Source organism: Bacteroides sp. DH3716P, assembly GCF_025914115.1.
GTDB lineage: Bacteria > Bacteroidota > Bacteroidia > Bacteroidales > Bacteroidaceae > Bacteroides > Bacteroides ovatus.
The window spans coordinates 2,863,353-2,882,409 of record NZ_CP083673.1; the positions used below are offsets into that span (position 1 = coordinate 2,863,353).

Annotated in this window: 13 protein-coding genes; 7 read left to right on the forward strand and 6 right to left on the reverse strand. The window is 43.2% G+C overall.

Going from position 1 to position 19,057, the window contains the following annotated elements:
- Window positions 1-99: 99 nt before the first annotated feature.
- The 6 genes from KQP79_RS10625 (at window position 100) to KQP79_RS10650 (ending at window position 10,874) form a co-directional block, all read left to right on the forward strand.
- Entirely contained in the window at window positions 100-3,462 is a 3,363-nt protein-coding gene (locus KQP79_RS10625; RefSeq protein ID WP_008770349.1) for a SusC/RagA family TonB-linked outer membrane protein, read from the forward strand.
- A gap of 12 nt (window positions 3,463-3,474) precedes the next feature.
- The gene (locus KQP79_RS10630; RefSeq protein WP_138343210.1) at window positions 3,475-5,076 is read left to right on the forward strand and encodes a SusD/RagB family nutrient-binding outer membrane lipoprotein; all 1,602 of its coding nucleotides are present in this window, start codon (window positions 3,475-3,477) and stop codon (window positions 5,074-5,076) included.
- A gap of 42 nt (window positions 5,077-5,118) precedes the next feature.
- Window positions 5,119-6,132 carry a glycoside hydrolase family 18 gene (locus KQP79_RS10635; RefSeq protein ID WP_004310485.1) on the forward strand — a complete coding sequence of 338 codons (1,014 nt, stop codon included), beginning with the start codon at window positions 5,119-5,121 and terminating at the stop codon, window positions 6,130-6,132.
- Window positions 6,133-6,156: 24 nt separating this feature from the next.
- Window positions 6,157-7,170, forward strand: a complete 1,014-nt coding sequence (locus KQP79_RS10640) for a BT_3987 domain-containing protein (RefSeq protein WP_004310484.1) — start codon at window positions 6,157-6,159, stop codon at window positions 7,168-7,170.
- 11 nt (window positions 7,171-7,181) lie between these two features.
- Entirely contained in the window at window positions 7,182-8,396 is a 1,215-nt protein-coding gene (locus KQP79_RS10645) for a DUF1735 and LamG domain-containing protein (RefSeq protein ID WP_004316748.1), read from the forward strand.
- 126 nt (window positions 8,397-8,522) lie between these two features.
- Window positions 8,523-10,874, forward strand: coding sequence for a glycoside hydrolase family 3 N-terminal domain-containing protein (locus KQP79_RS10650; protein ID WP_004316746.1), 2,352 nt, complete (start codon window positions 8,523-8,525; stop codon window positions 10,872-10,874).
- A gap of 285 nt (window positions 10,875-11,159) precedes the next feature.
- Here KQP79_RS10650 and KQP79_RS10655 read toward each other — a convergent pair whose 3' ends face one another.
- Window positions 11,160-13,244 (reverse strand): BT4734/BF3469 family protein, encoded by a 2,085-nt coding sequence (locus tag KQP79_RS10655; RefSeq protein ID WP_138343209.1) that lies wholly within the window; start codon window positions 13,242-13,244, stop codon window positions 11,160-11,162.
- Window positions 13,245-14,307: 1,063 nt separating this feature from the next.
- On the opposite strand from KQP79_RS10655, the gene KQP79_RS10660 reads away from it, so the two are divergent.
- The gene (locus KQP79_RS10660; RefSeq protein WP_004305010.1) at window positions 14,308-14,742 is read left to right on the forward strand and encodes a hypothetical protein; all 435 of its coding nucleotides are present in this window, start codon (window positions 14,308-14,310) and stop codon (window positions 14,740-14,742) included.
- A gap of 177 nt (window positions 14,743-14,919) precedes the next feature.
- Here KQP79_RS10660 and KQP79_RS10665 read toward each other — a convergent pair whose 3' ends face one another.
- The 5 genes from KQP79_RS10665 to KQP79_RS10685 form a co-directional block, all read right to left on the reverse strand.
- Complete coding sequence (locus KQP79_RS10665; RefSeq protein WP_009040258.1) at window positions 14,920-15,120, reverse strand: DUF2007-related protein; 201 nt, start codon at window positions 15,118-15,120, stop codon at window positions 14,920-14,922.
- Between the two features lie 217 nt (window positions 15,121-15,337).
- On the reverse strand, window positions 15,338-16,993 hold the full coding sequence (locus KQP79_RS10670) for an AMP-binding protein (protein WP_009040259.1): 1,656 nt from the start codon (window positions 16,991-16,993) through the stop codon (window positions 15,338-15,340).
- Between the two features lie 7 nt (window positions 16,994-17,000).
- Window positions 17,001-17,555 (reverse strand): helix-turn-helix domain-containing protein, encoded by a 555-nt coding sequence (locus tag KQP79_RS10675; RefSeq protein WP_004313803.1) that lies wholly within the window; start codon window positions 17,553-17,555, stop codon window positions 17,001-17,003.
- 40 nt (window positions 17,556-17,595) lie between these two features.
- Window positions 17,596-18,369 (reverse strand): pyrroline-5-carboxylate reductase, encoded by a 774-nt coding sequence (proC, locus tag KQP79_RS10680; RefSeq protein WP_004310476.1) that lies wholly within the window; start codon window positions 18,367-18,369, stop codon window positions 17,596-17,598.
- A 136-nt stretch (window positions 18,370-18,505) separates the two neighbouring features.
- Window positions 18,506-19,057: aspartate aminotransferase family protein (locus KQP79_RS10685; protein WP_264386632.1), on the reverse strand; the 552-nt coding region annotated here is incomplete at its 5' end.

Consider the following 19,057-nt stretch of genomic DNA (forward strand, 5'->3'; position numbering starts at 1 on the left):
TATTGGCCGTATCTTCCCGTATGAGCCTCAGTAATTGTGAACTACTTGTTTGCAGACAAGTATAACTACCAATTTTCTAATTAAACTCGTTACAAATCTATGCAAAATTATTGTATCGTCCAATTTCTTGGAGGATTAAAGTCGCTTAGACGAACCTTAAAAGAAATATCATTGGCTATGAAATTACTATTAATGCTGCTCGTTTGTTCTGTTGGGCTGACTTATGCGTCTGACGGATATGCACAAAGAAACTCTATTTCGTTGAACGTGAAGAACAGTACTATCGAAGAAGTGCTGCACACGATTGAACGTGAATCCGGATTCGGCTTTTTTATTAACAGCAAGAATCTGAATCTCAATCGCCGGATAACGGTTTCCGTATCGGATAAAAATATTTTTCAAGTACTGAAGCAAGTCTTTGAAGGTACCAATATTGAATATAAAATACTGGATAATCAAATTGTACTGACAGCTAAGGAAACGGAAGTTGCCCAGCAAAAGGTACAAAACGTTAAAGGTACGGTAGTTGATAAAAATGGAGAACCGCTAATTGGCGTTTCCATTGTGGAGAAAGGAACTACTAACGGAACAGTGACGGATCTTGATGGAAATTATACGTTGACTGTTCAGACTGCCAATCCGGTGTTGTTATTTTCATATGTGGGTTATCAGAAAAAAGAACTGCCTGTTGTCGGTTCGGTCTTGAATGTTACTTTGGAAGATGATTCGCAAGTGTTGAACGAAGTAGTGGTCACCGCCCTTGGTATTAGAAAAGAAGCGAAAGCACTTTCTTATAATGTGCAGGAAGTATCTGCCAGTGAAATTGTTGGTGTTAAAGATGCCAACTTTGTAAACAGCTTGTCCGGTAAAATAGCCGGTGTGGTTATCAATTCCAGTTCATCTGGTATAGGTGGCGGAGCAAAGGTGGTGATGCGTGGTGCAAAATCTCTTTCCGGAAATAATAATGCATTATATGTAATTGACGGCATTCCGATGCCTTCATTGGAAACGACACAGCCGGATGACTTTATGACTGGTATGGGGCAGTCCGGTGACGGTGCTTCCATGATTAATCCCGAAGATATTGAAACGATGTCTGTATTAAGTGGTGCTGCCGCTTCTGCACTTTATGGAAGCGATGCAGCTAATGGGGTTATTATGATTACCACGAAAAAAGGTACGAAAGATAAACTCCGTGTCAGTTATGCTAATAACACCTCGTTCTTCAATCCGTTTGTAACTCCGGAGTTTCAAAATACTTATGGTGCAACGACAGGTGAACTGAAAAGTTGGGGGCAGAAAATGGGACAACCCAGTAATTACGATCCGTTAGATTTCTATCAGACAGGATGGAATGAAACTAACTCGTTGACTATCAGTAATGGTAATGAGAAGAACCAGACATTCCTTTCTATGGCTGCTACCAATGCAGCGGGCATTGTTCCGAATAACACGTTGGATCGTTACAATTTCACGATCCGGAATACAACTAGTATGCTCAATGATCGTTTACGCCTTGACTTGAGTGCTAGCTATATGAACGTACGCGAACAGAATATGGTATCACAGGGTCAGTACTTTAATCCGATAGTTCCGGTCTATCTGATGTCACCGAGCTACAGCCTGGATATGCTTCAACAGTTCGAAATGTATAATGAGACTCGTAACTTCAAGACACAATATTGGCCGTGGGGTAATCAAGGGATTGCTTTGCAGAATCCCTATTGGATTGTCAACCGCGACAATTTTGTCAATCATAAGAATCGTTTTCTTATAAGCGGGGGCTTGAACTTTGAAATCACTAAAGGTATAACATTAGGTGCACGTGCTAAAATGGATTATACCTCGGCTCTGTTTGAAAAGAAATATTCGGCATCTACCGATAATATCTTTTGCCAGGACTTTGGTGGTTATTACAAAGGCGATGCCTCTACCCGTCAGCTTTATGGTGATGTGATGTTGAATATAGATAAATATTTTGGTGATTTCTCATTAACAGCTACGCTGGGAACCAGCATTCAAGATGTCAACTACCAGTATTTCGATGTCGGTGGTAGTTTGAACTCGGTAGCCAATAGCTTTACAACGCTTAATTTGATGCAGTCTACCGTGAAGTTTCAGCAAGATGGTTATCATGACCAGACGCAGTCTATTTTTGCTACCGCACAGTTAGGATGGAAAAGCAAACTTTATTTGGATGTAACTGGGCGTGTCGACTGGTCTTCTGCTTTGGCATGGACCGATGCGAAGTCAGTCGCTTATCCATCGGTAGGTCTTTCCGCAATTCTGACTGAACTGTTGCCTATCAAGAACGATGTATTTACTTTCTTGAAAGTGCGTGGCTCGTATAGTGAGGTAGGAAATGCTCCTACACGTTATATTGCTTATCAGACCTATCCGTATGAGTCGGCTTCTCCCACGACAGCTACTACGTATCCTAACACAGATATTAAGCCGGAACGTACCAAGGCGTGGGAGGTCGGTTTGCAGTCTCATTTTTGGAACGATAAATTAGAGTTGAACGTATCTTTATATAAGACATCCACCTACAACCAATTGTTCAATCCTTCACTCCCTTCATCTTCCGGTTATTCTTCCATTTATATCAATGGTGGACAAGTGGATAACAAAGGTATTGAAGCCAGTCTGACATTGAATCAGCCTCTCGGACCGGTGAAATGGAACTCTACGTTCACTTACACTCTCAATCGCAACAAAATTAAAAAGTTGTTGAAGCCCACCACTCTGTCAGGCGGAGAAGTTGTTAGCCAGGACATGATGGATCTTGGGGGGCTTGAAATCGTGAAGTCACGTCTTTTTGAGGGTGGTTCTATCGGTGACTTGTATGTGACTGCTCTTCGCACAGACCATCACGGGTATATTGACGTGGATTATGTCAATAATACAGTGGCTATCGACGACAAAGCCGGTGAACGTAAGGATGGTTGGATTTATGCTGGTAATTCTCAAGCTAAATACATGATGGGATGGCGTAACTCCTTCTCTTGGAAAGGGCTGACATTGAGCTGTTTGATTAATGCTCGTATCGGTGGTGTGGTTGTTTCGCAGACCCAAGCATTGATGGATGCTTACGGTGTTTCCAAAGCTACGGCTACAGCGCGCGATTTAGGATATGTATTGATTGACGGTCACGAAGTGCCAGCCGTGCAGAAATATTACAGTACTGTGGGAAGTGGTGTAGGCTCGATGTATGTCTACAGTGCTACAAATGTCCGTCTTGCAGAATTGTCTCTCGGTTATGATGTTCCCGTTCAAAAGATAATTCCTTGGATTCAGAGCATGAACGTCGCCTTCACCGGACGCAACTTGTTCATGTTCTATTGTAAGGCCCCTTATGATCCTGAACTGACGGCAAGTACAGGTACACACTTCAGCGGTATGGACTATTTTATGTTGCCGAGCCTGCGTAATTTAGGCTTCTCTGTTAAACTTAACTTCTAAAGAATCGACAAGATGAAACAGATATCAAAATATATAAAAGTTGTTAATGGTACGTTGCTTGCCGGAGGCTTGCTGCTTACAGCCTGCACCAGCCATTTTGAAAGTTGGAATATTAATCCGAATGAGGTAACTCCGGAGCAGATGGAACGCGATAACCTTAAAACGGGAGCTTACTTTACACAGATGGAGAGGGGCATTTTTGTGGTAGGTAAGGATAAAGGCGGTTTGTTTGAGGAAACTCAGATGCTGACCGGTGACATATTTGCCAGCTACTTTGCTCCTGTCAAGACGTGGGATTATGCCGGAACAGAAGATAACGACTGTTATAAACTTTATCGCCAATGGTATAATTCACCGTTCAATAACGCTTATACCGAAGTGATGCAGCCGTGGCAAAGTATCGTAGAGAATACCGATGAGGTTTCACCTGCACGTGCTTTGGCTACTATTGTCAAGGTGTTTGGTATGAGTCGTATTACGGATAAGTATGGTCCCATTCCTTATTCTAAGTTTGGTACAGGTATTCATGTGGCTTATGACAGCCAGAAGGATGTGTATTATCGCTTCTTTGAAGAATTGGCAGATGCCATTGATGTGCTTACTGGTTATAACAGCCGAACGTCCGAACCGTATATGGAACGTTATGACTATATTTATAATGGTAGAGTAGAGAAGTGGATAAAGTTTGCCAATACACTCCGTCTCCGTTTGGCAATGCGTATTTCTTATGTGGATGAGACAAAAGCTCGGACAGAAATAGAGGCTGCGATTGGTCACAGTATAGGACTGATGACGTCTGTTGATGATAATGCGGTTTTAAAACAGTCTGCATCGTTCACTTTCATCAATGAGTGGTGGGAAGCATTTGAAAGTTTTAATGATTTTCGCATGAGTGCTACTATGGATTGTTATTTGAAAGGTTTGCAAGATCCGCGTTTGGCATGTTACTTTAAGGCTGCGGTGAAAGATGGAGCATATCATGGAGTCCGGAATGGACAAACTAGCCGTAATCAAGGAACATTGTCGGAGGCTGCTTCCAGTATGAATGTGGAACAAAACGATAATATAGAGTGGATGGGCGCCGCTGAAACTTATTTTTTACTGGCAGAAGCTAAATTGCGTTTGAACTTGGGGGATAAGACCGTGCAGGAGTATTATGAAGAAGGTGTGAGAATTTCTTTCTCTTCCAAAGGTGCTACGGGGGCAGATACTTACCTCGCGGATGATACTAATGTACCGGCTACGTCTTTTGTAGATCCGACAACCGAACGTAGTACTGATGTAAGTAGTATGGTTTCAAACTTGACTGTGAAGTGGAACGATAATGCTACTGAAAGCAAGAAACTGGAGCGTATTATGGTTCAGAAATGGATTGCTCTTTTTCCTGACGGGCAGGAGGCATGGAGTGAGATGCGTCGTACAGGTTATCCGGGAATTGTTACTATCAGTTCGAATCGTTCCGGTGGTGAAGTGCCTGAAGGAGAACTTATTAGTCGTCTGAAGTTTCCGACAACAGAGTATTCAGACAATGGCGAGAATATGCAAGCTGCTGTCTCCCTATTGAAGGGTACGGACATTGCCGGTACACGTCTTTGGTGGGATGTAAAAAGGTAATCAGATATATAATGTAGAACAATCTAACTAAGTAATTAGAATATGAAAACAATGAAATACTTATTGGTCGCGCTAGCCACAGGCAGCTTGATGGCTGCGTGTAACACGGACATTGAATCGTTGACCATTCAGCGACCGTTGACTTACGACGACCAGTACTACCAAAACCTGCGCGATTACAAAGCAAGCGACCATGAAATTGCTTTTGGATGGTTTGCGCAGTATGGAGCTCAAAACTCAGCGGCTGTTCGATTTATGGGATTGCCCGACAGTCTCGATATTTGTTCTATGTGGGGTGGTATTCCTGCAAAGGAAAATACTGAGATATGGGACGAAATTCGTTTTGTGCAGAAAGTGAAAGGTACCAAAATGCTCTGTGTGGCAATTACACGTATTGATGCGGAAACTGACGAACACGATTTTAAGAAGGCTTACAATGAAGCAAAGGCAATGCCGGAGGGTGATGAACGAACCGTTGCACTTAATCGTTCCTTTGAAATGTATGCTGAATATTTCCTTGACCAGGTGTTCCTGAATGATCTTGACGGCTTCGATGCCGACTATGAACCGGAAGGTGACTTTTTGAGTGGTTCAAATTTTGAGTACTTCTACAAGCATATGGCTAAATATATGGGACCGAATCCGGATATCACTAAAGAAGAGCGTCTACAACTCATTGAAGAGCGTTATGGTAAAGAAATAGCTTCGCAAGAAGGCATTTGTGACAAAATGTTGAATATTGACCAGACATCTACTAGTATGACAAGTCTTGTTCCATATAGTAATTATTGTTTCCTTCAGGCGTATAGTGGTGGAACTGGCGCTGGTGGATGGCCTGATGAAAAGGTGGTATACTGCTGTAATATGGGTGACGGCTGGCAGGGTGATATGCAGTCCATGTACAATCAGGCACGTTATAAACCGGCGAATGGCAAACGCAAAGGAGGTTTTGGAGCATTCTTTATCCATCGTGACTATAATGTACACGAATACAATCCTGAGCCTTACTATCGGTTCCGTCAATGTATCCAAATACAGAATCCGGCTGTCCATTAATTAACTTTTTAATGAAAGATGACTATGAAAAATAGAAAGAATCTGTTTTATATAAGTATGTTCGCCATCTGTGTGCTTGTTTTTACTGCCTGTGGCGATGATGAGACTTACGATGTTTATGGAGATCCGTATAATAGAGTGTACGTTTTGGATAATTCCAAGGAGTATAAGATAGTACAGACTCCCATCAGTACAGTCAGTAATGTAGATTTCACATGGGAAGCAAAATGCTCAAAGAAAGCGAGTGGTGACATTAGAGTAACGGTAGCGGTTGATAACTCCTTGATTGATGCTTATAATGAAGAACATGACACCGAGTTTGAAGCCTTGCCTGTTGAGGCTATTGTACTGGAGAATAAAGAAATGACTATTCCTGCAGGAGAAATGGTAGTGGCAGATGCTGTACATCTAAAATTGACTGATGACGTGAATGTTCTCTCTACTCTTAAGAGTGAAAAAGGATATATTGTTCCTTTGCGTCTAGTTTCGGCAGAAGGTGGTAATTCGCAGTTGAGCACTAATATGCTGGCGCCTTCTTTCTTGACTATTACTGTGACTGAGGATAATATGAATCATGAAGCTACCCAATATACAGGTACTGGTACATTAGTGGCAGACCAAACAGGATGGACCGCTACCACCAATGGAACTGTTCAGTCTTGGTATGAACCGATTGAAGCCATTTTTGATGGAAATTATGAAACTTATTGTTCTATCTCTAATCGGTCGGGTGAGCTTTTGCTGGATATTGATATGGGGAAAGCATATTCTTTTGATAGTATCAAAATGACAAGTTCCGGATATGATTATGAAACTTGGACTGAAAAAGAGGTCGGTGCGTTCAGTGCCGGTATGACTGTCAGCACAAGTGATAATGGTACGGATTGGAAAACACAAGGAGAAATTGAACGTAATGCCGAAGATTGTGTTTTCTATGCTCCGTTGACTGCCCGATATATTCGGATAACTGTTCCGAATGCCGGTGGTTGGTATGGTGCTTCTTTGGAATGTGGTGTATTTAATGTTTATGCTAAATAATAATTGAAGTTATGAAGAAATATACGCTCTTATCTTTATTAGCTTTGTTGCTTTGTGTGTCAGGTTGCAAGACTGAACCTGATTACAGCGATGCTGTCTATATGACTGGCACGTTGACTTCTTCAAATGTGAAATTTCTCGTTGAGGGGCAGTCTACATTAGGTTTGACCGTGACTTCAACCGATAAGACGGACACTGATGTGAAAGTTGGTGTGCAGGTGGCTCCTCAGCTACTTGAGTCTTTTAATGCCTCTACCGGTCGTAACTGCCAAATGCCTCCCGAAGGTAGTTATAGTTTTGAAGGTGGTGAAGTGGTGATTCCAGCAGGGCAGAACCAGTCTACGCAAATCAAGGTAACTGCTGATTCCGAAAAATTACAGGAGGGGGTATCCTACTGCCTTCCTGTATCTATTACCTCTGTGTCAAATAGCGATCTGAAAGTGATGGAAACTTCCCGTACCGCTTATGTTATGTTGACTAAGGTTATCAATATCAAGGCTGCTTATCTGGCACGTCGGGGATATTTTAATATTCCTTCGTTCGGTGATCAGGAAAAAAGTCCGGTGAAAGCACTCGGACAGATGACATTAGAAATGAAGGTACTTCCAGTATCCTTCCCTGTCGGTTCTGAAAGAAATGCTAATGGTATCAGCTCATTGTGCGGATGCGAAGAAAACTTCCTCTTCCGTTTTGGTGACGGTGCCGGTAATCCTGTGAATAAATTGCAGTTCGTGAAAGGCTCTATCGGTTCGGCTTCACATCCCGATAAGAAAGACCATTATGAATCGTGGGTAGAGAAAGAGTTTCCTACCGGTCATTGGTTGCACTTTGCTGCCGTATATGACGGTCAGTATTTACGTCTTTATTTGGATGGTGAGCAGATTCACTTTGTGGAAACTAAGAATGGCGGAACCATTAACTTGAGTATGGCTTATGACGGTCATACATGGGAAGACACTTTCTCCATCGGTCGTTCAGCCGGTAATGCTCGTTTCTTTGATGGTTACATTAGCGAATGTCGTGTGTGGAACGTAGCGCGTACATCCGCACAGATTGAAGATGGTGTTTGTTATGTAGACCCAACCAGTGAAGGGCTCATAGCCTACTGGCGTTTCGACGGTGAAACGCAGGATGATGGTTCGGTGCTTGATATGACAGGTCATGGTCACAATGCTGTGCCCGGTGGAACCATTACCTATGTAGACAATCAGAAATGTCCGTTCTAAAAGAGGTAAAATAGAGGTTGTTCTTTAGTACGATGAGGTCTGCTGTCGAATCGGTTTTGCGCAAAGCATTACGGGGAGATGGCAGACTTCTCTTTTTAATATCTTATTCGTTTATAAAAAATAGTTATGCTAAATAGAATCTGTAAATCACTACTGTTTACGGCTATGATGACAGGAGTTGCTTATTCCTTTGCACAGCAACTTCCGGCAGTAACCTATAAAAATCCGACTTTGCCGGTAGAAACAAGAGTAGCCGACTTACTATCCCGTATGACGTTAGAAGAAAAAGTCGGCCAGCTCCTTTGTCCTTTAGGGTGGGAGATGTATGAAATCAAAAGAAACGATGTTTTTCCTTCTGATAAATTCAAGCAACTCATAAAAGACAGAAAGGCCGGTATGCTTTGGGCAACCTATCGTGCCGACCCGTGGACAAAGAAAACATTGTCAACCGGATTGAATCCCGCTTTGGCTACAAAGGCCGGAAATGCCTTGCAAAGGTATGTAATAGAGAATACCCGTTTGGGAATTCCCTTATTCCTTGCCGAAGAAGCACCGCACGGTCACATGGCAATTGGTGCAACCGTTTTTCCAACCGGAATCGGAATGGCTGCTACCTGGTCGCCCCAACTTATCCGTGAAGTAGGAAAAGCAATCGGCAAAGAGATACGTTTGCAGGGTGGACATATCAGCTATGGACCTGTGCTCGATTTGGCTCGTGACCCGCGTTGGTCTCGTGTAGAAGAAACCTTTGGTGAAGATCCGGTATTGACGGGTGAAATAGGAAAAGCGATGGTGGAAGGATTAGGAGGCGGTGATTTGTCACATCCATACAGTACATTAGCTACTCTCAAACACTTTCTTGCTTACGGTATCTCGGAAAGCGGACAGAACGGAAACCCCTCTTTTGCCGGTATACGTGAGCTGCACGAGAACTTCCTGCCCCCGTTTAGGCAAGCTATCGATGCCGGAGCATTATCAGTAATGACTTCTTATAATTCGATGGACGGTGTTCCCTGCACAGCCAATCACTCTCTGTTGACCGAACTTCTTCGGAATGAATGGAAATTCAGAGGAATCGTCGTTTCTGATTTATACAGCATAGAAGGTATTCATCAAAGCCATTTTGTTGCGCCCACTATGGAAGAAGCAGCTATTCTTGCATTGTCAGCCGGAGTAGATGTAGACTTGGGAGGCGATGCATATATGAATCTGATGAATGCTGTAAACACAGGTCGTATCAGTAAAACAGCACTTGACGCTTCTGTCGCCCGTGTTCTACGATTAAAATTTGAGATGGGGCTGTTTGAAAATCCTTATGTAGATCCTGAAAAAGCAAAGAAAGAAGTGCGCAGTGAAGAATCTGTAACTTTGGCACGCCGGGTAGCACAAGCTTCAATCACGTTGTTGAAGAATGAGCACTCTTTGCTTCCGTTGAACAAAAATAGGAAAGTTGCATTAATCGGACCTAATGCAGATAATCGCTATAATATGTTGGGGGATTATACCGCTCCGCAGGAAGAAGAAAATATAAAGACTGTCTTGGATGGAATCAGGGCCAAACTTTCTTCGTCGCAAGTGGAATACGTGAAAGGCTGCTCCATTCGTGATACTGTGACAACTGATATTGAACAGGCCGTTGCAGCCGCTCAGCGTTCCGAAGTCATTATTGCCGTGGTGGGAGGTTCCAGTGCCCGTGATTTCAAGACCAGTTATAAAGAAACGGGTGCGGCCATTGCCGACGAAAAGACGATCAGCGATATGGAATGTGGCGAAGGGTTCGACCGCGCAACACTCTCTTTATTAGGAAAGCAACAGGAACTGCTCAAAGCCTTGAAAGCTACAGGAAAGCCATTGATAGTCGTTTATATTGAAGGCCGTCCCTTGGATAAAAACTGGGCATCAGAAAATGCAGATGCAGTATTAACCGCTTACTACCCGGGACAAGAAGGAGGGATTGCTATTGCCGATGTTTTATTTGGTGATTTTAATCCGGCAGGACGATTGCCATTTTCTGTGCCCCGTTCCGTCGGACAGATTCCACTCTATTATAATAAGAAAGCTCCTCAAAGCCATGATTATGTAGAAATGTCTGCTTCTCCGCTTTATCCTTTCGGATATGGTTTGAGTTATACCTCTTTTGATTACTCGGATTTGCACCTGTCAGCCTTGATGCCACGTTCTTTCGAAATTTCATTCAAAGTCCGGAACACAGGAAAGTACGACGGTGAAGAAGTAGCTCAACTTTATTTGAGAGATGAATACGCTTCAGTAGTGCAACCGTTGAAGCAATTGAAACATTTCGCACGTTTCTATTTGAAGCGTGGTGAAGAACGGGAAGTGAAGTTTATTTTATCCGAAGAGGATTTCTCGCTTGTCGATCGGAATTTAAAGAAGATTGTGGAGCCGGGAACTTTTCAGATAATGATTGGTGCTGCTTCCAATGACATAAGATTACAGACGAAAGTGGAGATAAAATAGGAGATACTTCGCAAGGAGGAGTAGATAAGGATACAACTATCCGGAAAAACCAGATAGTTCAAAAAGAAGGTAATCGGATGATATTAAATAAGATTACCTCTATTCATCTATGAAACAAAACTCTCAAATTTAGATCTCATAATGATTGGTACCTGTTTTATTGTCATACTGTCAGGATTATGTGCAAGTAGATGAATATCAACGTTCTATCACCTGACAATAACCATTGATAATAGGCTGACAATAAAATATCCCGACTTTTATTGTCAGCCTTACTTTTATCTCTTATGATAGCTTTATTACCTGATAAACAGTACCTTTATAAGTATGCTTCGAAGGAATACCGCATTTTTGCAGCAATCTCCCGAAGTGGTATACTTTGTTATCAGACAATGACATACCGCTTTTCTTCTTCAGATAATTCAATATTTCGACCGGAGTAAGAAATTCCCCTTCCTCTTTCGTTTGCGCAGTCTTGAAATACTGGTAAAACAATTGCAACATAGCCGGTGTCTGCTCAAACTCACGGTTGTTTTCCGTCATAATCTGCTCATCCTCACTGTCAAACCAGTAGCGTTCGCCATGATGAATCTCGTGCATGGCTTGTGCATAAAGCTGTTCATAATCTATCGGCTGTGTAGTGTCGATGTTTCCCGTCACTTCAATACAAATGAAACGGCGGCTTCCCGAAGGATCAGTCAACAAATCCTTCTGATTGCTTGTGCCGATAAATGAAGCATACCGTTGCAATTCAAGTACCGAGCGACCGTGCGGTTTCCGTAGATTGACCACAGGCTTTTGAAGAATATGTTTCAGAAATCCCTGTTGTGGCAGAGTTATCTGGTCAAACTCATCGATATTGATGAGCGCAAACCGATTCAGATACAGTTCTGCATCCCGTTTATGGCTGAAATCAATGCTGTCTGTATAGTAAGCGCGAAGCGCAGGCGGAATCATTTCACGACAGAAAGTTGATTTATGAGTTCCCTGTCGGCCCACTAATATGGGCGACGTATTGTTCGCGTGCATTTTATCTACTCCTCTCCAATGTGAAACCATATTCAGGAACCAACGGTGGAAAAGCAATTCCCAATGCGGATTTTTGCAAGGAACCCTATTTGCCAAAGCATGAATACGGTCTTTGCCGTCCCAATGAGGCAGATGAAACAGGAATTCTTCCAACGGATTGTAGATCGGCACACGGTTGGAATGTAAGTATCGGTCTATGTCCCTGTCCCATACGCCAATACCTTCGGATTGGGCATCAAGCATGATACTGTTTTGTGCCCGTTTGTCAATAGGATGAAAATAAAACTGAAACGAGAAACGCTCCCGGTATTCCACTTCCCCGATCTGCGTATTATAACGGAACTCATAACGACGGTTCATAAATTCGTCCATCTGCAGGCTAAGGCGTTGCTCTTTAGTCAGGCAGTTGCTTTTGGGCACTCCCTTACATTCTTTGTATACGTTTCTTATCATCTCGCGTATCAGCATCGGATTTTTTCTTTTGTAATAACGCATGATGGTTCGTCGGGTTACCTCCTCTTCCGGGATGCCGGAGTAGTAACAATTTTCGGCAAGCGGGACTACTAACGTTTGCAAATCATGATCGTTCCGATGCCAGTCTGTTTCTATTTCTTCGAATGTCTTCCGCAATGCCGCTTCATAAAGCAATGCTACTGTATCTTCCGTGTCATACCCCGGCAGTGCTCGATTCAGTGGAGATGCTTCAGTGCTCGATTTCTCATGATAAGTCATCTCGCCGGGCATACCGATGGGTTGTGAAAGATAGAAAGGGACAGGGGTGGGACGGTAAATCAAGTCCGGATCATAGCTAAGACGTGAGAATTGTTCCAGTTTCGGCTCTTTCAATAGAATGTTGAAGGGAAGTTGAGGCTGATAACATTTAATGGCAAGCCGGTAAGCATGTGCCTGAAACACTTCGGCTTCTTCCGTTGTTTGCGGTAAAGTGCCGTCCGGACGGGTGAAGCAAGTCCATATCTTGACGCTTTTACCACTTGCTCCCATAAAAGCCAGCATTGTTTGGGGAAGTTCGGCTGCCTTTTGCTTTACGATTTCCACTTCTGTCTTTCCGGCTAGCGGACCGATGGTCAGTTCTACAATGCCATTGTAGGTTTTCATTCGCTTCACTCCGTTCACTCGTCCGAAGGCTGCTGCGGGAATCACTCGTGGTAGTTTGTTGGCGAGGGAACAAGGCTCGTCGGGTAGAACAAAATGCAGGGCCTGACGTAATCCGGTTACCGGGCGGAGCTTGGTTTCTTTTTTCATTTTTTCTATCAGCAAGTCGATGTCTGTCACGCTTAGTGCCTCCGTATCTCCGTTTTCCCTGATTTGTGTAATCTTCATTTTTCTTCTCTTGATATTTAATGAGAGTAAGTGTTTGTTATTGGTTTCAAAGGTACGGATAAGGTACTTGTAAAACAAACTATTTGCGCTTTATCGCGATAAAGAATGTGTTTTCTTGTTATACTCTATTCAAGAAGGCGGACTTGAAACATTAACAAGTAAGTAAAGATATGCTCGCCACTGTGTATTGTTGCATAAAGACACCGTTATTCGTACGTTAACTTACCGGTATTGGTAGTTCGCCACGGCCGTGACGAGATCTTCCCACGGCCGTGGTAGGAATTCGTCACGGCTGTGGAAAGAAGTTACCACGGCCGTGGGAAGGTAAAGATACCGTAGCTTTAGCTGAACAATACTGCTGCTTTAGCTGAACAATACTGCTGCTTTAGCCGAACAATACTGCTGCCTTAGCTGAACAATACTGTTACTTTAGCAGAACAATACCTGCTTCTTTAGTGAAAGATACCAGATGCGCAGCATTCATTTAACGGGGGCGACATTCGCTTCGTAGCGAGTTTATATTTCTTATACGCTCTTTGCTAATATTGAACTTCTTCTCTTTCAATACAAAACTTCCTGTATTTATTTCCGTATTTCCACTTTGTTTCGAAAAAAAAAGCATATCTTTGTCATACGCTTTCTGTTCATCAGCGTGATGAAATAGGTAAGAAGCGTTTTTTATATTTATAAATAGGAATATTTACGACTTATCCCTCGTATTTGAAATCTAGCAAGTTTCTGTCCGTAGAGGGGTGGTTCAACAGATATTCCACGTGAATGGCCGTATGTCAACATATCGATGAAAGATGTGTTATATATACACAATTAGCGTGGATGTCTGTTGTTATCATTATCTTTCGGACGGGTTTGCTAGGCCTCAAATACGGATAATGGTTCAACAGCATTCACGCTTTTATTGTACCCGGTTGGTTTCATGATCCTTATAAATCCCCAACCCCAATCTCCTGTCCGCCCGGAATGCAAAAAGCGCGAATGTTTGTTGAATCAACATCAACAGAGCACTATTTATTCCTTGTTGTATAACAAATTAAAAACAAACACTATGTCACAATGGATTAGCATAGAAGCGGCAGCCGAGAAATACCGACTCGAAAAAGAGTATATCTGGCTCTGGGTGGAAATGAAAAAAATCACAGTGTCTTATGAGAACGATACAGTTTCCATAGATGATGATAGTATTCAGCAATTTATAAAACGGACTAAGCTGGGAATTACGTCTGAATATATCGATGAGTTAGAGCAACTTTGCATGGAAAAAAACAAAACCAGCCGACTGTATGCTTCACTCTTGAATATGCGGGATCAGGAATTAATGGCAATTAGAGGCCAAAGTTCGCGACTGGACGGTTTATGGAAAATGGTGGAGGAACAATACGAAAGACTGCGATCCTTTGAGAAGAATTCTATGTCGGACAACGCTATTTGTAGCAACTGCTGGATCAGAAAGATATGTAGGAGATTGAAACGAATTCTATAATTCTGTCGTGAATTTAATCTATTAAATAACAGGCTGACAATAAAAGTACGATCTTTTTATTGTCAGCCTATTGTCATGGCTTATTGTCAGGGTGCAATGAGTTGCTAGTCACCGTATTATCCAGCTAAAACTCCTGCTGACAATAAGAACCCTCCAATTTATATGTAAACCTAAAACCTATGAAACTTTTCTGTTATTAATTACACGCATGGCCGCAGTATAGTATTCGCAAGGAACAGAAATCAAAATACTGTTTAAACCATTGTCTTTCATTGAAACTTGAATATAGGCTTCATTCAATAAATTTTTTACGCTGGCTACCTCCCAAGGACTACCAGCAAAAACATTGACTTGAGAAATCTTTCTACTTGTAATCATAATCTTTATAGTGTGTTTTTGTTTATACTGCAACAAAGATAAGGGAGAAAAGCAACATAGAGGTGCAATATTGTTTCATATATAGTATACAAATGATTCATTGAATCAGGATTTGTATTAATTGACCAGTTTGTAGTATGATTCACATAAGAAATCCTCCTTCGGTTGCCAAAAGACAAGTGAAGGAGGATTTATCGATAAATAGGTGCTTTTTTACTTATTTCTTATCGTTTTCACGAATTTCCACCCGGCGGATCTTACCGCTGATTGTCTTAGGAAGCTCTTCTACGAACTCGATCACACGCGGATATTTATAAGGAGCAGTCACTTTCTTCACGTGGTTCTGTAATTCCTTAATCAGTTCTTCTCCGGCACGTGCTTTATAGTCTTTGGATAGAACAATCGTAGCTTTTACTACCTGGCCGCGAATCTCGTCGGGTACTCCGGTAATAGCACATTCCACAACAGCCGGATGAGTCATCAACGCACTTTCCACTTCGAATGGGCCGATGCGGTAACCGGAACTCTTGATTACGTCGTCTGCACGACCGACAAACCAAAGGTAGCCGTCCTCGTCTTTCCAGGCAACATCGCCGGTGTAATAAATACCATCGTGCCAAGCTTCATGAGTGCGTTCCGCATCCCGGTAGTATTCTTTGAAAAGTCCGAGAGGTTTACCTTTGCTGGTGCGGATTACAATTTGTCCTTGTTCACCCGCTTCAACAGAGCGGCCTTCATGGTCGATCAAGTCTACATCATATTGAGGATTCGGCAGCCCCATGCTTCCCGGTTTCGGTTCCATCCAAGGCATGGTGGAGATGGTGAGGGTTGTTTCTGTTTGTCCGAAACCTTCCATCAGTTTGATACCCGTCAGCTTCTTGAAAGTTTCAAATACGGCAGGGTTCAATGCCTCTCCGGCAATGGTGCAGTATTTAAGTGAAGACAAGTCGTACTTTGTCAGGTCTTCGTGAATCAAGAACCGGAAGATGGTAGGAGGTGCACAGAGAGAGGTGACATGATATTCCTGGATTTTTTCCAGAATAGCTGCCGGGGTAAACTTCTCGTGGTCGTAGACGAAGATATTGGCTCCGGCAATCCACTGTCCGTAGAGTTTTCCCCATACTGCTTTTCCCCAGCCGGTATCGGCAATGGTGAGGTGAAGACTGTTCTCGTCCAGGTTGTGCCAAAAACTACCGGTAACGATATGACCTAACGGATAAGTAAAGTCATGTGCCACCATCTTAGGTTCGCCGGTAGTGCCGGAAGTAAAATACATCAGAGAGATGTCGTCGTTAGTGTTCGCATGGCGCGGACGTACAAATGGAGCAGCATTTTCGATACCCTGATGGAAATCTTCGAAGCCTTCCGGGATTTCCGGACCGACACTGACTAACTTTTCAACCGTGGGACATTCGGGAAGAGCATCTTTGATATGTTGCAGGATGATTCCTTCGCCGGCAGCTACGATCATTTTGATGTCGGCAGCGTTGCAGCGATAGATAATATCCTTTTTGGTCAGCAAGTGGGTGGCCGGAATAACGGTTGCTCCTAGTTTGTGAAGAGCGATGGTGCTATACCAGAACTCATAACGGCGTTTCAGAATCAGCATCACCATGTCGCCACGGCCGATACCCAGGCTCTGGAAGTAAGAAGCGGTCATGTCCGTAGATCGTTTCATGTCGGCAAATGAGAATTGGCGACTTTCGCCTTTGTCATTTGTCCAAAGTAAAGCGTTCTTGTCAGGTTGTTCGGCAGCCCAGGCGTCTACTACGTCATAGCCGAAGTTGAAGTTCTCCGGGACGTTTATTTTCAAGTTTTTGATAAAATCCTCTTGTGAACTGAAAGAGGTCTGTGATAAAAATCTTTCTACCATGATGTTATTACATAATTACTGCCAGAAAACGTACTGTTTTGCCATCGAGCGCTTTCATGCCATGTGGAAGTTTAGAGTTAAAATAGATACTGTCGCCTTGGTTGAGGATGATTTCTTTGCCTTCGATGTTGATAAGCATACGTCCTTCGATGACAAGGTTGAATTCTTGTCCGTTATGTTGGTTATAATGGATTGGTTCGTCGTTTGCTTTCGGTTCAACAGTGACGATGAACGGATCGGCGGTACGGTTCATGAATCCTGAAGCCAGTGATTGGTATTTATAAGCTTTGGTACGTTCGATGCTGACTCCTTTGCCGGCACGGGTCACGAAGTAGCTGCTCATTTTAGGCTCTTCACCAAACATCAGGGCGTCGAGAGCTATATTATACGTGCGGGCTATTTTTTGTAACATGCTGACAGAGATATCGTAGTCTCCGGTTTCTGCAAGTCGGTATTCTTCGGCAGAGATGTCGCTGTCGCGGGCGATATCCTCTGCGGTCAGTTCCAGTACATCACGTAATCCGCGGAGGCGTTCTGCGATCTGTTTAATTTGTTCATTCATACAAGTGGTTCGTATTTTTATGATTAATAATTCTATGGTATTATTTGGAGGCTTTCATGGCTTTGATGATAGCGGAGGTGAATCCGTTGTGTTCCAGTTCATTGATCCCCTTGATTGTGATTCCGCCCGGAGTGGTGACCTTGTCGATTTCTACGCTGGGGTGGGTGTCATTGTTCTGAATCAGTGCGGCTGCTCCTTTTAAGGATTGTGCTATCATCTGCATGGCATCTTTGGGACGAAGTCCCATTTCGATTCCGGCTTGCATGGCTGCCTGAACGTATTTCAATACGTAAGCGATACCGCAGGAGGTCAATGCGGTGGCTGCCGCTATTTTATCTTCGGGAATAAGCATCACGGTTCCCATCTCGCTGAACAACCGGAGGATGAATTTGTCTTGTTCATCGTTCGTATTGCGGGCGGCAACAAGCGTCATACTTTCCAGTTCGCTGATAGCGGTGTTCGGAATCAGGCGGAACATGGCCATTTCCGGTGCTACGACGTAATGAGCCAGTTCTTCAAAACTGATGCCGGCAGCTACGGAGATGAGTATCTGTTTGCTTTTCAGTTTCAATTCGCGCATCACCGGTTCCATAAACCACGGTTTGACAGCAAGGATGACAATATCTGCTCCTGTGGCAGCTTCCACATTGCTGTTGGTGATAGAGATACCCGGAAATTCCTTTTTCAGTTTCTCTAGTTTTCCGGCACTCGGATTGGACACAATGATGTCCGAATCGTCTATCAGACTTCCTTTTGCCAGGCCACGGGCTATTGAGCCGCCCATGTTTCCTGCACCGATAATGGCTATTTTCATATACGCTTATTTTTAATGAGTTGTTAAAGGCAAAGGTAACAGTTAATTACGAAAAAACAAAAAGCAGCCGGAATAAGAAATAAATTTCTAATAAAGGCTGCTTTTATCGTTGGCTGTTTATTAATCAAATGAGCGATTAGAGTACTTTCTTGAACCGGGCAAGGAAGTCTTCTGCTTCCTCCATAGTAAGACAGAGAGGAGGTAACAGGCGAAGTACATTCGTACCGCTTGCTCCGGTAAATACATGCTCGTCATAGATGAGGCGGCTGCGTAGTTCTTTGATGGGCTCTTCGAATTCGAGTCCGATCATGAGTCCGCGTCCGCGTACCTCTTTTATTTGCGGGAATTTCTTCAGTTCTTCCAGTAAGTAGTTACCTACTACCTTTGCGTTTTCTATCAGATTTTCTTGCTCAATGACGTCCATCACAGCGAGTGCTGCCGAGCATGCCAGATGGTTTCCGCCAAAGGTAGTTCCCAATTGACCATATACCGGTTTAAACATCGGGCTGATCAGGACACCTGCCATCGGGAAACCGTTGCCGATACCTTTGGCTACAGTGATGAGGTCCGGCTTGATGTCATTATATTGATGGGCGAAGAATTTACCGCTACGCCCGTATCCGCTTTGAATTTCATCGAGAATCAGGATCGTTCCTGTCTCGCTGCAAGCTTTGCGGAGTTCCTGCAT

Bases quoted from the DNA above. Each gene is read 5' to 3' on its own strand.
- KQP79_RS10670 (WP_009040259.1), bottom strand. From the start codon at position 16,993: ATGGTAGAAAGATTTTTATCACAGACCTCTTTCAGTTCACAAGAGGAT.
- KQP79_RS10630 (WP_138343210.1), top strand. From the start codon at position 3,475: ATGAAACAGATATCAAAATATATAAAAGTTGTTAATGGTACGTTGCTT.
- KQP79_RS10675 (WP_004313803.1), bottom strand. From the start codon at position 17,555: ATGAATGAACAAATTAAACAGATCGCAGAACGCCTCCGCGGATTACGT.
- KQP79_RS10635 (WP_004310485.1), top strand. From the start codon at position 5,119: ATGAAAACAATGAAATACTTATTGGTCGCGCTAGCCACAGGCAGCTTG.
- KQP79_RS10645 (WP_004316748.1), top strand. From the start codon at position 7,182: ATGAAGAAATATACGCTCTTATCTTTATTAGCTTTGTTGCTTTGTGTG.
- KQP79_RS10640 (WP_004310484.1), top strand. From the start codon at position 6,157: ATGAAAAATAGAAAGAATCTGTTTTATATAAGTATGTTCGCCATCTGT.
- KQP79_RS10665 (WP_009040258.1), bottom strand. From the start codon at position 15,120: ATGATTACAAGTAGAAAGATTTCTCAAGTCAATGTTTTTGCTGGTAGT.
- proC (WP_004310476.1), bottom strand. From the start codon at position 18,369: ATGAAAATAGCCATTATCGGTGCAGGAAACATGGGCGGCTCAATAGCC.
- KQP79_RS10660 (WP_004305010.1), top strand. From the start codon at position 14,308: ATGTCACAATGGATTAGCATAGAAGCGGCAGCCGAGAAATACCGACTC.
- KQP79_RS10655 (WP_138343209.1), bottom strand. From the start codon at position 13,244: ATGAAGATTACACAAATCAGGGAAAACGGAGATACGGAGGCACTAAGC.
- KQP79_RS10650 (WP_004316746.1), top strand. From the start codon at position 8,523: ATGCTAAATAGAATCTGTAAATCACTACTGTTTACGGCTATGATGACA.
- KQP79_RS10625 (WP_008770349.1), top strand. From the start codon at position 100: ATGCAAAATTATTGTATCGTCCAATTTCTTGGAGGATTAAAGTCGCTT.